The organism is Pseudomonas sp. CC11G (assembly GCF_056174845.1).
Map to the genome: position 1 here is coordinate 951,724 of NZ_JBWBZC010000001.1, position 15,013 is coordinate 966,736.

Below are 15,013 nucleotides of genomic sequence, written 5' to 3' on the forward strand. Positions count from 1 at the left end.
GCTTCGGCGGGCTTTTTATTGTCTGCGAATTACGGGTTGGGCTTCTTCTTCGGATATGCACCAGGCGGCTATCGGAATAGATGTCCTGCCAATTGCGCTTCTGTTTGTCCCAGAGCATCCAGAAAAAACCCAGGCCCACGCACAGCCACGAGGCAATCGACACCATAAACCGCAGCAGCGCCTGCCACAGGCTGATGGCGCTGCCGTCGGCATTTTGTACGCGCACGCCCCAGACCTGCATGCCGAGGGTTTGGCCGGAGTGGGTCCAGAACTTGGCGAAGAACGCGAAAATGGTAAACAGCACCAAGGTGGAGAGCACCGGATCAACATCCAGGGCCTTGTTGTTGGCCAACTCAGCAGCCGTTCGCTGCCGAAGATCAGGCGCAGCACCACCTGTTGATACAACAGGCCCGTGACGATCGCGATGGCCACGCACAACAGAAAGTCATAGAACATCGCGGCAAAGCGGCGGGGCAGGCCGGCAGCGGGAAAGTCGCCCTGAGGCTGAAGCAGACGTTTGGACATGCGGAGCTCGCGGTGGGTGAAAAAGCGCGAGGCACTTTACTGCAAAAGGAGAGGATTGGAAAAACTGGGGGTTTGAGAGGGGTGATAACTCGGTCGAGATCGAGCGAGCTAGAGCGGAGCAATCCTGTCAGGCCGAGCAAAAACGGTTTTTGAAGCGCAGTTGGCTCAAGCCAATGAGCATTCAAAACCGTTTTTAACGCAGCTACGCCGACGCGCAGCCGATCGGTTAGCTAACCACTTGGACCTGGTCGGCTTGCAGGCCTTTCTGCCCTTGTACGGAAACGAAGCTGACTTTCTGGCCTTCTTTCAGGCTCTTGAAGCCGTCGCTTTCGATAGAACGGAAGTGTACGAACAGATCCGGACCGCTTTCTGGAGTGATAAAACCAAACCCTTTTTCGTCGTTAAACCACTTGACGGTACCGTTCTGACGATTCGACATATCTTATTTCCTTGGAGCTTTAGTTAATGACAGCCTCGGGACGAGGACTGGACTGGTTGTCGGAATATGGGTCGCGATTCACTCGCGATCCCGGCAACACAGTGGGCGAAAAGATAGATAACTTCCTTGTGAAAAACAACCCCCTGAAATAGCCCGTATAGCGCCTGATTCCGGCGCCTCCAGGGCTTTTTGGTATAGCGCTAAAACCATCCGGAATAGCGGTGGTTTGTGTCTGAAATAAACCTGTAAAGCCTCCATGTGGTAATTGACGAGCGGAAATTTCCGAGAATACAATTAGCTTGCTAACTAATTAAATTCTCGCGTCCCCCTCAATGACCCTCGAAGCACTCCAGCTCAATATCAGCAGCGGCATGGTGACGGCGTCCCGCCATTGGCGGCGCATTTGCCAGGCCACACTGGCCAACTATGGCGTGACGGAAGCCTGCGCGGTGCCGTTGCTGATGATCGTGCGCCTGGGTGATGGTGTGCGGCAGGTGGCGGTGGCGCAGGCCGCCGGGTTGGAGAGTCCGTCGCTGGTGCGCTTGCTTGATCAGCTGTGCCGCGCCGGGTTTGTCTGCCGCAGCGAAGACCCCGACGACCGCCGCGCCAAAGCTCTGAGCCTGACGCCACGTGGCCGCGAGCTGGCCGAGTCCATCGAAAACGAACTGGTGCGCCTGCGCCGCGAAGTACTGCGCGACATTCCAACTGCCGACCTCGAAGCCGCCTTGCGTGTGGTGCGTGCATTCGAGGAAGCGGGGCGGCACAGCAGTTTCGAACCCGGCAGCGGAGAACCGACATGAACGGATTCTTCGCCGGTATGCCGCCGGCCCGCGACTGGTTTTACGGCGTACGCACCTTCGGCGCCTCAATGCTGGCGCTGTATATCGCCATGATCATGCAGATGCCCCGTCCCTATTGGGCAATGGCGACGGTTTATATCGTCTCCAGCCCTTTTGTCGGCCCCACCAGTTCCAAGGCGCTGTACCGCGCGGTCGGCACCTTTGTCGGCGCGGCGGCGGCGGTGCTGTTTGTGCCGCTGTTTGTGCAAACGCCGTTGTTGCTGGCGATCGTCGTGGCGCTGTGGACCGGCACCTTGCTGTTTCTCTCGCTGAACCTGCGCACGGCCAATAGCTATGCGCTGATGCTCTCGGGCTACACCTTGCCGCTGATTGCCTTGCCGGTTGTGGATAACCCCAATGCCGTTTTCGATATCGCCTCGTCGCGGACCCAGGAGATTTTCCTCGGCATCGTTTGCGCGGCGGTGGTCGGCGCCGTGTTCTGGCCACGCCGATTGGCGCCGGTATTAATGGATGCCGCAGGCGCCTGGTTTGCCGATGCCACGCGCTACAGCCAGCATTTTTTAAGCCGTGGTGCGGCGCCCGCCGAAGTCGGCAGCCTGCGCGCGGCGATGGTTGCCAGCTTCAACACCCTGGAATTGATGATCGGCCAATTGCCCCACGAGGGCGCTCGGCCGCAGACGATGCGCAACACCAAGGAACTGCGCGGGCGGATGATCCATCTGCTGCCGGTGATCGACGGCCTCGACGATGCCCTGATCGCCATCGAACGCCGCTCGCCTGATCTAGTGGCGCTGCTGTCGCCCCTGCTGGACCAGGCTCAACAGTGGCTGCTGAGCACCGCCGCCGACGCTGCGCCCGAGCGCTGGCAGGCCCTGCGCGACCAGCTCGACGCGCTGCAACCCACCGCCGAAGCCCTCGACGAACGCCGCCAATTGCTGCTTTCCAACGCCCTGTATCGTCTCGGCGAGTGGGTTGATTTGTGGCAAGACTGCCGCAGCCTGCAGCACGCGATTTTGCTCGACGACCAATCGCCATGGCGCGCCGTATACCGCCACTGGCGCCTGGGCCGCCTCACGCCGTTTTTCGACCGTGGGCTGATGCTCTACTCGGTGTTTTCCACCATCAGCGCGATCATCGTCGCCTCGCTGTTGTGGATTGGCCTGGGCTGGACCGACGGCGGCAGCGCGGTGATTCTTGCCGCCGTGGCCTGCAGCTTCTTCGCTGCCATGGACGATCCGGCGCCGCAGATCTACCGCTTCTTTTTCTGGACCGCGATGTCGGCGCTGTTTGCCAGCCTGTACCTCTTTCTGATCCTGCCCAACCTGCACGACTTCCCGATGCTGGTGCTGGCGTTCGCCGTGCCCTTTATCTGCGTCGGTACGCTCACCGTGCAGCCGCGTTTCTACCTTGGCATGTTGCTGACGTTGGTAAACACGTCGTCCTTTATCAGCATCCAGGGCACCTACGACGCGAACTTTATGACCTTTATCAACAGCAACCTGGCTGGGCCGGTGGGCTTGTTGTTTGCCTTTGTCTGGACCCTGGTGATGCGCCCGTTCGGTGTGGAAGTGGCGGCCAAGCGCATGACTCGTTTCAGCTGGCGCGACATCGTGGCGCTGACCGAGCCGGCCACGCTGGCTGAACATCGGCGCATGGGCGTGCGCATGCTCGACCGACTGATGCAGCACCTACCGCGTCTGACCCAGACCGGCCAGGACACCGGCGGCGCGCTGCGCGATTTGCGTGTGGCGCTGTGCTTGCTCGACGTGTTGGCCTATCTGCCGCGTTTGCCAAACAGTGCGCAAACCCAGTTGCAACAAGTGGTCGCCGAGGTGGGTGATTACTTTCGCGCCTGCCTTAAAGCCGGCGAGCGCTTGCCGGCGCCCAAGGGCTTGCTGATGACCATGGACCGCGCCCGCCGCGCGATCAATTTTTCTGCCTGCGCCGACGCTGAAGAAGCGCGGGTGCAAAGCCTGCTGGCGCTGAGTGGTCTGCGTCTGGCGTTGTTGCCGGGCGTGGAAGTGCTGGTCGAACCTGGCGAGGCGCACGAACAACTCCCTTACGGCATCGATGGAGCGTCCCTGTGATCGGTGATCTGGATGTCAGCGGGGTGTTTCTGCCCACGCTGCTGGTGATGATGGCCTTCACCTATGTGCTGTACCTGTTGGTGCACGGGGTGTTGAACCGCGTGCATTTCTATCGCCTGGTCTGGCACCGGGCCCTGTTTAACGTTGGTCTCTACGCCGTACTGCTCGGTGCGGTGGATGCTATTTGCCGAAGCCTGATGCTATGAAAAAACCTATGTTGACCCTGGGCCGCGTGGTCCTGACGTTGTTGATGGTGACCCTGGCTACCGTCGTGGTGTGGCGCATGGTGATGTACTACATGTTTGCGCCGTGGACCCGCGACGGGCATATCCGCGCCGATATCATCCAGATCGCCCCGGATGTGTCCGGGCTGATCGAAAAGGTCGAAGTGCGTGACAACCAGCCGGTGAAACGCGGCGATGTGCTTTTCACCATCGATCAGGACCGTTTCACCCTGGCGCTGCGCCAGGCCGAAGCTACGGCCGCCGAGCAGAAAGAAGCGTTGGCCCAGGCGCAGCGTGAAGCCAAACGTAACCGTGGCCTGGGCAATCTGGTGGCGCGCGAGCAGCTTGAAGAAAGCCAGTCGCGGGAAAGCCGTGCGCAGTCGGCAGTCGCCGCCGCGCAGGTGGCAGTGGATGCCGCCAAGCTCAATCTCGACCGCTCGGTGATTCGCAGCCCGGTAGACGGCTACCTCAACGACCGCGCCCCGCGTGCCCACGAATTCGTTACGGCCGGGCGGCCGGTGTTGTCGGTGGTCGATGGCGAGTCGTTCCATATCGACGGTTATTTCGAAGAGACCAAACTGCAGCACATTCACATCGGCCAGGCCGTGGATATCCGTGTGCTGGGCGATAACACCCGCCTGCGCGGCCATGTGCAGAGCATCGTCGCCGCCGTGGAAGACCGCGACCGCACCAGCGGCAGCAATATGCTGCCCACCGTGAACCCGGCCTTCAGCTGGGTTCAGTTGGCGCAGCGGATTCCCGTGCGTATCGCCTTTGATGACGTGCCGGCCGACTTCCGCATGATTGCCGGGCGCACGGCCACGGTGTCGATCATCGAAGACGGCGACAAGAAGGCGGAGAACGCGCAATGAACCGCCAGGCAGCTCGCGGTTTATTGACCGCCGCCGGTTTCGGTTTGGTGTTGTCGGCGTGCCAGGCCGTGGGCCCGGATTATCAGGTGCCCAAAGACGCCGCCGTGCAGCGCGCTGATTTGCAGGGGCAGCTGGCGACCGGCAACAGCGACGTGGTGTCGGCGCCGGTGCCAGCCGATTGGTGGAAGCTTTATCAAGACCCGCGGCTCGACCAACTGGTGCGGCAGGCCATGGCCTCCAACACCGACTTGCGCGTAGCCGCCGCCAACCTGGCTCGCGCCCGCACGCAGGTGGAAGAAGCGCAGGCCGAGGGCGGTTTTAGCGGCAGCGCCAAGTTTGGCGCCGAGCGCTTGCAGGAGTCCGGCGAAGCCTTTTTGCTGACCGAAAAGGTGCCGGTGGCCAACATCGGCAGCGGCTCGATCAACACCTCGTACCAGTTCGATTTATGGGGCACGTTGCAGCGCGGCCTCGAGTCGGCGCAGGCCAATGCCGATGCGGCGCAAGCGGCGGCGGATACCGCACGCATTACGCTGGTCGCCGAGGTTGTGCGTGCCTATACGCAAGTGTGCGCGGCCAACGAAGAACGCAAGATCGCCCAGCAATCGCTGGACCTGCAGGAAGAGGGCGTGACCCTGGTGCAGCGCCTGCGCGATGCCGGGCGCGGCGATGAAACCCAGGTCACGCGCACACAAACCCAATTCAAATCCCTGCGCGCCGAAATGCCGCGGTACGACGCGGCGCAGCAGTCGGGTCTTTTCACTTTGTCGATGCTGCTGGCCAAGCCGGTGAATCAATTGCCGGCCGGTGTCAGTGACTGCGCCGAGCTGCCGCATATCGCGCAGCTGTTGCCAGTGGGGGATGGTGCCGAACTGCTGAAACGTCGGCCGGATATCCGTCAGGCTGAACGCACGCTGGCGGCGGCTACCGCAAAAATTGGCGTGGCGACCGGGCAGCTGTACCCGAATATCAGCATCGGTGCGACGGTTGGTACGGTGGGGATTCTCGATCACCTCGGCGAGCCGGCGACCAACCGCTGGGGCTTTGGTCCACTAATCAGCTGGACCATTCCCACCAACGGCGCCCGTGCGCGGATTCGTGAAGCCGAGGCGGGAACCCAGGCGGCGCTGGCGCATTTCGATGGCGTGGTGCTGAACGCGGTGCGGGAAACCCAGACCGGGCTGGTGCAATACAGCGCCTTGCTGAATCGCCGCGACGCGCTGGCCGACGCCGAGCATTCGGCGCAGCAGGCGGCCAACCAGACGCATCAGTTCTTCCAGGCCGGGCGTGCTTCGTTCCTGGCGGATTTGCAGGCGACCAAAACCTACACCGATATGCGTGCGCAGCTGGCAGCGGCAAATACGCAGGTGGCGATGCAGCAGATCAATCTGTTCCTGGCGTTGGGTGGGGGTTGGCAGGAAACCAAGCCCTAAGATCCAAAGCTTCGCGAGCAAGCTCGCTCCTACGGATGTCACGGTCTCGTAGGAGCGAGCTTGCTCGCGAAGCTTTTTCTGCGGCTCGTTTTAAAGAATCGCAGGCATAAAAAAAGACCCTATAAATAGGGCCTTTCTTCGTATGTGTGGTGCCCCGGGGGAGACTCGAACTCCCACTCCTTGCGAAAACGGATTTTGAATCCGCCGCGTCTACCAATTCCGCCACCAGGGCACATAGGGCGCGCAGTATAGGGAGACCTTCGCGAGTGGTCAACGGGGTCGCGTGGTCAATTTTGCGTATTTCCGTTAAACTTCGCGCCCCTGAAAAATGACCTCCCATCATGCGTGTTGCCGATTTCAATTTCGAGCTGCCGGACTCCCTGATCGCGCGCCATCCCTTGGCGCAGCGCCAGGGCAGCCGCCTGCTCAGCCTCGACGGCCCAACCGGTGCCCTGGCCCATCGCCAGTTCTCTGACCTTCTGGACTACCTGCGCCCCGGCGACTTGATGGTGTTCAACAACACCCGCGTAATTCCCGCGCGCCTGTTCGGCCAGAAGGCTTCCGGCGGCAAGTTGGAAGTGCTGGTGGAGCGCGTGCTGGATAACCGTCGCGTGCTCGCCCATGTGCGCTCGAGCAAGTCGCCCAAGCCGGGCTCGACCATTTTGATCGACGGCGGCGGCGAAGCCACGATGCTGGCGCGCCACGATGCGCTGTTCGAGTTGGGTTTCGACGAAGACGTATTGCCGCTGCTCGAGCGCGTCGGCCATATGCCGTTGCCTCCTTATATAGACCGCCCCGACGACAGCGCCGACCGCGAGCGCTATCAGACCGTGTACGCCGAGCGTGCCGGTGCGGTGGCAGCGCCAACTGCGGGGCTGCATTTTGATCAGCCGCTGCTGGCTGCCATTCGCGCCATGGGCGTGGAAACCGCGTTCGTCACCCTGCACGTGGGCGCCGGTACGTTCCAGCCGGTGCGGGTGGAAAAGATCGAAGACCACCATATGCACAATGAGTGGTTGGAAGTGACGCAAGACGTGGTGATGCCGTGGCCGCGTGCCGCGCGCGTGGCGGCCGGGTGATTGCCGTGGGCACCACCAGCGTGCGTTCGCTGGAAAGCGCGGCGCGCGACGGCGAGCTGAAACCCTTTAGCGGCGACACCGATATCTTTATCTACCCGGGCCGGCCGTTTCATGTTGTCGACGCTCTGGTCACCAATTTCCATCTGCCCGAATCGACATTGCTGATGTTGGTTTCAGCCTTTGCCGGTTACCCGCAAACCATGGCGGCCTACGCCACGGCGATTGCCGAGGGCTACCGGTTTTTCAGTTACGGTGATGCGATGTTCATTACCCGCAATCCCGCCGCGCGCGGACCCGAGGAGCAAGCATGAGCCGCACCTGCCGCATGACCTTCGAACTGCTGGCCACCGACGGAAAGGCCCGTCGCGGCCGCCTGACATTCCCCCGTGGCGTGGTCGAAACCCCGGCCTTCATGCCGGTGGGCACCTATGGCACCGTGAAGGGCATGCTGCCGCGCGACATCGAAGCCATTGGCGCGCAGATGATCCTCGGCAACACGTTCCACCTGTGGCTGCGCCCAGGCATGGAAGTGATCAAGCAGCACGGCGACCTGCACGATTTCATGCAGTGGAAAGGCCCGATCCTCACCGACTCCGGTGGTTTTCAGGTGTTCAGCCTGGGCGCCATGCGCAAGATCAAGGAGGAGGGCGTGACCTTCGCTTCGCCGGTCAACGGCAGCAAAGTGTTCATGGGCCCGGAAGAGTCGATGCAAGTGCAGCGCGATCTGGGCTCGGACATCGTGATGATTTTCGACGAGTGCACCCCGTACCCGGCCGACCTTGATGTGGCGCGCACCTCCATGGAGTTGTCGCTGCGCTGGGCCAAGCGCTCGAAAATCGCCCATGGCGACAACACTGCCGCGCTGTTCGGCATCGTCCAGGGCGGCATGCATGAAGACCTGCGCATGCGCTCGCTGGACGGCCTGACCGAGATCGGCTTCGATGGCCTGGCCATTGGCGGCTTGTCGGTGGGCGAGCCCAAGGAAGAGATGATTCGCGTACTGGACTACCTGCCAGGGCGCATGCCGGCAGACAAACCGCGTTACCTGATGGGTGTTGGCAAGCCCGAAGACCTGGTTGAAGGTGTGCGCCGTGGTGTGGACATGTTCGACTGCGTGATGCCGACGCGTAATGCGCGCAACGGCCATCTGTTCGTCGATACCGGGGTTCTGAAGATTCGCAATTCGGCGCACAAGCAAGACAACAGCACGCTTGATCCGACCTGCGATTGCTACACCTGTCAGAACTTCTCCAGGGCCTATCTGCACCACTTGGACAAGTGCGACGAAATGCTCGGTAGCATGTTGAATACCATCCACAATTTGCGCCATTACCAGCGCCTTATGGCTGGTTTGCGCGAGGCTATTCAACAGGGTACATTGGCCGCCTTCGTCGATTCCTTCTACGCCCGGCGCGGGCTCACTACACCGCCGCTGGACTGACTGATCACCTTATAAAGAATCTCTAACAGGAGTTTTACATGGGCTTTTTCATTTCTGACGCTCTCGCTGACGGCGCAGCGCCAGCCGCTGCAGCCGGCCCTATGGGCGGCGACAGCATGTCGATCATTTTCCTGGTCGGCTTTATGGTTATTTTCTACCTCATGATCTGGCGTCCACAGGCCAAGCGCGCGAAAGAGCAGAAGAACCTGCTGAGCAACCTGGCCAAGGGCGACGAAGTGGTGACCTCCGGTGGCATCGCCGGCAAAATCACCAAAGTGACCGATGATTTCGTGGTCATTGAAGTGTCCGACACCGTTGAACTGAAAATTCAGAAAGGCGCCATTGGTGCCACGCTGCCCAAGGGCACCCTGAAAGCCATCTAACTTCACACTATTTATTACTCGACGGGGCGCTAAAGGCGCCCCGCGTCATAAGCGGGCGGCGTCATGCTGAACAAATACCCTCTGTGGAAATACCTGCTGATCGTCGCGGTTCTGGTGATCGGCTTCATTTATTCTGCGCCGAACCTGTACCCGGATGACCCGGCCGTACAGATCAGTGGTGCCAGCACCGCACTGCAGGTCAGCCAGGCTGATCTGGATCGCGCGAGCAAGGCCCTGACCGACGCAGGTATCAAGGTGAAGGCAGCCACTCTGGCTGCACAGGGGAAAGGCGGTCTGATCCGTCTGGTTAATAAAGAACAGCAACTGCCGGCTAAAGACGTCATCCGCAAAACCATGGGTGATGACTACGTTGTGGCGCTGAACCTGGCGCAAACCACGCCAACCTGGCTGCGTAATCTGGGTGCAAGCCCGATGAAGCTGGGTCTGGACTTGTCCGGTGGTGTGCACTTCCTGCTCGAAGTGGACATGGAAAAAGCCCTGGACGCGCGCCGCAAGGTGTACGAAGGCGACGTGAAGAGCCTGTTGCGCAAAGAGCGTGTGAAATACCGCAGCCTGCCTGAGCAGGAAGGCGCCATTCAGCTGGGCTTTTCTGACGACGAGTCACTGACCAAAGCCAAAGACTTGATCCGCAAAGACTTCACCGACTTCCAGGTTACCGCTGTAGAGCGCAACGGCCTGCAAGTGCTGCGCTTGTCGCTGACCCCGGCCAAGCTGGCCGAAATTCGCGAATACTCGATCAAGCAGAACTTGACCACGGTACGTAACCGCGTCAACGAACTGGGCGTGGCTGAGCCGCTGGTACAACGTCAGGGTGCCAACCGCATCGTGGTCGAACTGCCAGGCGTGCAAGACACCGCCGAAGCCAAGCGTATTCTCGGCAAGACCGCCAACCTGGAATTCCGCCTGGCCGCTGGCCCGGATGGCACCAAGGCGACCACCGAATCGTTTGAGTTCCGCGAGCCGGGCCGTCCGGCTGTGCCGTTGGAGCGTGGCCTGATCATCACCGGTGACCAGGTAACCGACGCCTCGGCAAGCTTCGATGAAAACGGTCGTCCGCAGGTGAATATCCGTCTGGATGGTCACGGCGGCGAGCTGATGAGCCGCGCCACGCGCAGCAACGTTGGCCGCAGCATGGCGGTGATCTTCATCGAGCAGAAGCCAACCACCGTCTACACCAAGCAGATGGTTAAAGGCGTTGAGCAAGACGTAGCGGTACAGACCTTCAAAGAAGAGAAGAAGATCATCAGCCTGGCGACCATTCAGTCGCCACTGGGCAGCCAGTTCCGCATCACCGGCCTGGAAGGCAAAGGCGAGTCGTCCGAGCTGGCGCTGCTGCTGCGTGCGGGTGGCCTGGCGGCGCCGATGTACTTCGCTGAAGAGCGCACCATCGGCCCGAGCCTGGGTGCGGACAACATCACCAAAGGTATCGATGCTTCCCTGTGGGGCATGCTGCTGGTGTCGCTGTTCATCATGGCGATCTACCGCTTCTTCGGCCTGCTGGCTACCGTGGCCCTCGCCTTCAACATGGTCATGCTGCTGGCATTGATGTCGCTCCTGGGTGCCACCCTGACCCTGCCGGGTATCGCCGGTATCGTATTGACCATGGGTATGGCGGTCGACGCCAACGTGCTGATCTTCTCGCGGATACGTGAAGAGATTGCCAACGGCATGTCGATCCAGCGCGCTATTCACGAAGGTTTCGACCGCGCTTATGCGGCGATTCTCGACGCCAACCTGACTACCTTGCTGGTCGGCGGCATCCTGTTCGCCATGGGCACCGGGCCGATCAAGGGCTTCGCCGTGACCATGTCGCTGGGTATCGTCACTTCGATGTTCACCGCCATCATGGTTACCCGCGGCATGGTTAACCTGATTTTCGGTGGTCGTGACTTCAAGAAGTTGTGGATCTAAGGGGCCGCTATGAAACGTACGATTAAGTTTATGGCCGTGCGCAACGTCGCGTTCGGCTTCACCTTGCTGCTCACCGCCATCGCGCTGTTCAGCCTGTTCCACAAAGGCCTCAACTACGGTCTGGATTTCACCGGCGGTACGCTGATCGAGCTGACCTACGAGCGCGACGCAAACCTGCTGCAGGTGCGTGAGGAGCTGCAGAAAGCGGGCTACACCGAAGCGGTAGTGCAGAGCTTTGGCGCGGCCAACGAGCTGCTGGTGCGTATGCCAGGCGATGATCCGCAACTGGGTAACCGCGTATCTGAGGCGCTGCGCGCGGTGGATGGCGATAATCCGGCTACCGTGAAACGCGTTGAGTTCGTCGGCCCGCAAGTGGGTGAAGAGCTGCGCGACCAAGGTGGCCTGGGCATGTTGCTGGCCCTGGGCGGCATCATGCTTTACCTGGCGTTCCGCTTTCAGTGGAAGTTCGGTCTGGGCGCCATCGCGTCCCTGATCCACGACGTGATCGTGGCGATGGGCGTGATCTCCTACTTCCAGATCACCTTCGACCTGACCGTGCTGGCAGCGGTACTGGCGATCATCGGTTACTCGCTCAACGACACCATCGTGGTATTTGACCGTGTGCGGGAAAACTTCCGCGTGCTGCGCAAAGCCACGCTGATCGAGAACATCGATATCTCCACACCCAAACCCTGCTGCGGACCATGGCGACATCCATCTCCACGTTGCTGGCGATTGCGGCGCTGCTGTTCTGGGGTGGCGACAACCTGTACGGGTTCTCCATCACTCTGTTTGTTGGTGTATTGGCGGGTACTTACTCGTCCATTTATATCGCCAACGTGGTGCTGATCTGGCTCAACCTGAGCGTTGAAGACCTGATCCCGCCTGCTACCACCGAAGCGGTAGACGAGCGCCCTTAAGCTCCGTCGCTACACTGTGACCGCGGTCGCGCTTTGCGCACCGCGTTTTTTTATGGGCGATTGTTTTTGAACTGCCTGTAGGAAATGGACTCCAAGGCTAGGAGAAAGGCGCTACGGCGCTTCGGTGTAACCAGGAGGTTTCAAGTGAACAAGTCGATGCTAGTAGGTGCAGTGCTGGGTGCGGTAGGTGTTACCGCCGGAGGTGCTGTCGCCACTTACAGCTTGGTGGGCGGTGGCCCGAGTACGCTCAAGTACTCGCGGTAGAGCCGATTAACGAAACCATCAAGACTCCCCGGCAGGTTTGCAAAGATGTAGCTGTTACTCGGCAAAAGCCGGTTAAAGACCAACATCAGATCGTAGGTACTGTGCTGGGCGCAGTGGCCGGCGGCCTGCTCGGCAACCAGATCGGCGGCGGTAACGGCAAGAAAATCGCCACCGTGGCCGGTGCTGCTGGCGGCGGTTATGCCGGCAACAAGGTGCAGGAAAACATGCAGGCGAATGACACCTACACCACCACCGAAACCAAGTGCAACACGGTGACCGACACCAGCGACAAGCTGGTCGGCTACAACGTGAAGTACCAGTTGAAAGACAAGGTGGGTCAGGTGCGGATGGACCGTGATCCGGGCAGCCAGATTCCGGTTGATGAAAAAACCGGTCAGCTGATCCTCGGTCAGAACCAGCCGGCTCAATAAACCGGCCACAAAAAAAGCGCCCCCCCGGGCGCGCTTTTTTATTGCCTGACGACTTAGCGCTTCTGCGCGGCCGACAGGTGCGGCTGAATAGCGGTCAGCACGGCTTTGAAGCACTTTGTGTTGCCCGCCACAATGTGGCCTTTTTCCAGAATTCGTGGCCGCCAGTGAAGTCACTGACCAGGCCGCCGGCTTCTTGAATGAGCAATACGCCTGCTGCCATGTCCCACTCCGACAGGCCCGCTTCCCAGAATGCATCGAAACGACCAGCGGCCACGTAGGCCAAATCCAGGCTGGCAGCGCCGGCGCGGCGGATGCCGGCGGTCTGGCCGACCAGGCTGCGGAACATGCCAGGTAGTTGTCGAGGCCATCCATCTGGTCGTCCCGGAACGGGAAGCCAGTGCCGAGCAGGGCGCCTTCCAGGCTGGTACGACCGCTTACGCGCAACGACGGCCATTGAGCTGGGCGCCACGGCCACGGCTGGCGGTGAATTCTTCCTGGCGAACCGGGTCGAGAACCACTGCGTGCTCAAGGCGGCCGCGGTATTTGCAGGCGATGCTCACGGCAAAATGCGGGATGCCACGCAGAAGTTGGTGGTGCCGTCCAGTGGATCGATGATCCACAGGTAGTCTTCGCCATCGCCGCTGCCTGGGTGTAGGCCGGTTTCTTCGCCGAGGATGGCGTGGGTTGGGTAGGCTTTGCGCAGCGCGGTGATGATGCTGGTTTCAGCGGCGCGATCGACTTCGGATACGTAATCCTTAGCGTCTTTTCGTCGACCTTGATGGTGTCCAGGCGCTCGATGGAGCGGAAGATCAATTCACTGGCGCTGCGGGCGGCGCGCAGCGCGATATTCAGCATGGGCTGCATGGAGGGTCACCTAGGTCGTTAAAGAAAGCCGAGCATTCTAACAGAAAACCATAGATGAAGAAGGCCCACCTGGCATGCGCATGGTGTTTGCCGGGGTGCTTCTGTAAGATTTGCCTCCCTTTATCGTCTGTGTGAGCGCTCGCGTTGCTGGAAAATATCCGCGTGGTTTTGGTCAATACCAGTCATCCCGGCAATATCGGCGGTGCCGCGCGGGCGATGAAAAACATGGGCCTGTCGCGCCTGGTGTTGGTCGATCCGCAAGACTTTCCCAGCCATGAAGCCAGCGCTCGCGCCTCCGGCGCCGATGGCATTCTCGAAAACGCTCAGGTAGTTGCCACGCTGGAAGATGCGTTGGTCGGCTGCACGCTGGTGCTCGGTACTAGCGCTCGCGATCGCCGTATGCCCTGGCCAATGCTCGATCCGCGCGAGTGCGGTGTGCACGCCGTGGAGCGCGCGGCCGAAGGTGGCGAAGTGGCGTTGGTGTTCGGTCGTGAATACGCCGGCCTGACGAACGACGAGCTGCAGCGCTGTCATTACCACGTGCATATCCCGTCCGATCCGGACTTCAGCTCGCTCAATCTGGCGGCCGCCGTGCAGGTGCTGGCGTATGAGGTGCGCATGGGTTGGCTGGCGAGCCAAGGGCAGAGCAAGCGTGCGGACAAAGTTGAAGTGGCGTCGCCGCGCAGCGAGCAGCTGTCGACCATGGATGAGCTGGAACTGTTTTACGGGCACCTGGAAAGCACCCTGGTGCAAATCGGTTTTCTGGACCCGGAAAACCCCCGGCACTTGATGTCGCGCCTACGCCGGCTGTTCGCCCGCAGCGCGGTAAGTCAGTCGGAAATGAATATTCTGCGGGGCATTTTGACCGAAACTCAAAAAGCCGCTCGCGGAGAGCCTCATAAGCGGAGAAGTGAAGATGTTTGAGCGCGTAAGAGAAGACATTCAAAGCGTATTCCATCGTGACCCGGCGGCGCGTAACGCTTTTGAAGTTCTGACGTGCTACCCAGGCTTGCACGCCATCTGGCTGCATCGCTTGTCGGGCTGGTTGTGGCTGGCGGGCTGGAAGTGGTTGGCGCGCATGGTGTCGAACTTCGGTCGCTGGTTGACCGGTATCGAAATCCACCCGGGCGCGAAGATCGGCAAACGCTTCTTTATTGACCACGGTATGGGCATCGTCATCGGCGAGACTGCCGAGATCGGCGACGACGTCACCCTTTACCAGGGTGTGACCCTCGGCGGCACCAGCTGGAATAAAGGCAAGCGCCATCCAACCCTGGAAAGCGGTGTGGTGGTAGGGGCGGGCGCCAAGGTGCTCGGTCCGA

The 15,013-nt window shown here is 60.7% G+C and carries 11 protein-coding genes, 1 tRNA gene and 5 pseudogenes; 13 read left to right on the forward strand and 4 right to left on the reverse strand.

The features are described 5' to 3' along the window. Positions 1-43 precede the first annotated feature (43 nt). Both AC0V2S_RS04455 and AC0V2S_RS04460 read right to left on the reverse strand, forming a co-directional pair. A pseudogene (locus AC0V2S_RS04455) lies at positions 44-525 on the reverse strand (RDD family protein); the annotation flags it as partial. 226 nt (positions 526-751) lie between these two features. Further along, complete coding sequence (locus tag AC0V2S_RS04460) at positions 752-964, reverse strand: cold-shock protein (RefSeq protein WP_475508671.1); 213 nt, start codon at positions 962-964, stop codon at positions 752-754. A gap of 332 nt (positions 965-1,296) precedes the next feature. Here AC0V2S_RS04460 and AC0V2S_RS04465 point away from each other — a divergent pair, with 332 nt between their 5' ends. From AC0V2S_RS04465 to AC0V2S_RS04485, 5 genes are read left to right on the forward strand one after another with little or no spacing between them, the layout of a single operon-like run. After that, positions 1,297-1,764, forward strand: coding sequence for a MarR family winged helix-turn-helix transcriptional regulator (locus tag AC0V2S_RS04465; RefSeq protein WP_475508672.1), 468 nt, complete (start codon positions 1,297-1,299; stop codon positions 1,762-1,764). Then, positions 1,761-3,851 carry an FUSC family protein gene (locus AC0V2S_RS04470; RefSeq protein WP_475508673.1) on the forward strand — a complete coding sequence of 697 codons (2,091 nt, stop codon included), beginning with the start codon at positions 1,761-1,763 and terminating at the stop codon, positions 3,849-3,851. Before AC0V2S_RS04465 ends, AC0V2S_RS04470 begins: the two co-directional genes overlap by 4 nt. After that, positions 3,848-4,057, forward strand: a complete 210-nt coding sequence (locus tag AC0V2S_RS04475; RefSeq protein WP_475508674.1) for a DUF1656 domain-containing protein — start codon at positions 3,848-3,850, stop codon at positions 4,055-4,057. The genes AC0V2S_RS04470 and AC0V2S_RS04475 overlap by 4 nt, the downstream gene beginning before the upstream one ends. Next, positions 4,054-4,947: an efflux RND transporter periplasmic adaptor subunit gene (locus tag AC0V2S_RS04480; protein WP_475508675.1), complete on the forward strand. Its 894-nt coding sequence runs from the start codon at positions 4,054-4,056 to the stop codon at positions 4,945-4,947. The genes AC0V2S_RS04475 and AC0V2S_RS04480 overlap by 4 nt, the downstream gene beginning before the upstream one ends. After that, the gene (locus AC0V2S_RS04485; protein ID WP_475508676.1) at positions 4,944-6,377 is read left to right on the forward strand and encodes an efflux transporter outer membrane subunit; all 1,434 of its coding nucleotides are present in this window, start codon (positions 4,944-4,946) and stop codon (positions 6,375-6,377) included. The genes AC0V2S_RS04480 and AC0V2S_RS04485 overlap by 4 nt, the downstream gene beginning before the upstream one ends. Before the next feature lie 147 nt (positions 6,378-6,524). Here AC0V2S_RS04485 and AC0V2S_RS04490 read toward each other — a convergent pair. Next, positions 6,525-6,609: transfer RNA gene (locus tag AC0V2S_RS04490), tRNA-Leu, on the reverse strand. 109 nt (positions 6,610-6,718) lie between these two features. Between AC0V2S_RS04490 and queA the strand changes: the two are divergent. The 6 genes and pseudogenes from queA to AC0V2S_RS04520 all read left to right on the forward strand — a co-directional run bounded on the left by queA (position 6,719) and on the right by AC0V2S_RS04520 (position 12,827). Next, a pseudogene (queA, locus tag AC0V2S_RS04495) lies at positions 6,719-7,767 on the forward strand (tRNA preQ1(34) S-adenosylmethionine ribosyltransferase-isomerase QueA). A 14-nt stretch (positions 7,768-7,781) separates the two neighbouring features. Then, on the forward strand, positions 7,782-8,897 hold the full coding sequence (tgt, locus tag AC0V2S_RS04500) for a tRNA guanosine(34) transglycosylase Tgt (RefSeq protein ID WP_475508704.1): 1,116 nt from the start codon (positions 7,782-7,784) through the stop codon (positions 8,895-8,897). 38 nt (positions 8,898-8,935) lie between these two features. Further along, positions 8,936-9,280 (forward strand): preprotein translocase subunit YajC, encoded by a 345-nt coding sequence (gene yajC / locus AC0V2S_RS04505; RefSeq protein ID WP_108095981.1) that lies wholly within the window; start codon positions 8,936-8,938, stop codon positions 9,278-9,280. Positions 9,281-9,343: 63 nt separating this feature from the next. Further along, positions 9,344-11,212, forward strand: a complete 1,869-nt coding sequence (secD, locus tag AC0V2S_RS04510; RefSeq protein ID WP_475508677.1) for a protein translocase subunit SecD — start codon at positions 9,344-9,346, stop codon at positions 11,210-11,212. A gap of 9 nt (positions 11,213-11,221) precedes the next feature. After that, a pseudogene (secF, locus tag AC0V2S_RS04515) lies at positions 11,222-12,132 on the forward strand (protein translocase subunit SecF). Positions 12,133-12,276: 144 nt separating this feature from the next. Continuing rightward, a pseudogene (locus tag AC0V2S_RS04520) lies at positions 12,277-12,827 on the forward strand (glycine zipper 2TM domain-containing protein). 53 nt (positions 12,828-12,880) lie between these two features. Here AC0V2S_RS04520 and suhB read toward each other — a convergent pair. After that, a pseudogene (suhB, locus tag AC0V2S_RS04525) lies at positions 12,881-13,691 on the reverse strand (type III secretion system regulator SuhB). Positions 13,692-13,835: 144 nt separating this feature from the next. Here suhB and trmJ point away from each other — a divergent pair. Together trmJ and epsC are read left to right on the forward strand one after the other, a co-directional pair. After that, complete coding sequence (trmJ, locus tag AC0V2S_RS04530) at positions 13,836-14,615, forward strand: tRNA (cytosine(32)/uridine(32)-2'-O)-methyltransferase TrmJ (RefSeq protein WP_475508678.1); 780 nt, start codon at positions 13,836-13,838, stop codon at positions 14,613-14,615. Then, positions 14,608-15,013: serine O-acetyltransferase EpsC (gene epsC, locus AC0V2S_RS04535; RefSeq protein ID WP_475508679.1), on the forward strand; the 406-nt coding region annotated here is incomplete at its 3' end. The genes trmJ and epsC, both read left to right, overlap by 8 nt.

Coding starts and splice junctions, on each gene's coding strand:
- AC0V2S_RS04480 (WP_475508675.1), top strand. CDS start 4,054: ATGAAAAAACCTATGTTGACCCTGGGCCGCGTGGTCCTGACGTTGTTG.
- secD (WP_475508677.1), top strand. CDS start 9,344: ATGCTGAACAAATACCCTCTGTGGAAATACCTGCTGATCGTCGCGGTT.
- AC0V2S_RS04460 (WP_475508671.1), bottom strand. CDS start 964: ATGTCGAATCGTCAGAACGGTACCGTCAAGTGGTTTAACGACGAAAAA.
- AC0V2S_RS04485 (WP_475508676.1), top strand. CDS start 4,944: ATGAACCGCCAGGCAGCTCGCGGTTTATTGACCGCCGCCGGTTTCGGT.
- yajC (WP_108095981.1), top strand. CDS start 8,936: ATGGGCTTTTTCATTTCTGACGCTCTCGCTGACGGCGCAGCGCCAGCC.
- AC0V2S_RS04470 (WP_475508673.1), top strand. CDS start 1,761: ATGAACGGATTCTTCGCCGGTATGCCGCCGGCCCGCGACTGGTTTTAC.
- tgt (WP_475508704.1), top strand. CDS start 7,782: ATGACCTTCGAACTGCTGGCCACCGACGGAAAGGCCCGTCGCGGCCGC.
- AC0V2S_RS04465 (WP_475508672.1), top strand. CDS start 1,297: ATGACCCTCGAAGCACTCCAGCTCAATATCAGCAGCGGCATGGTGACG.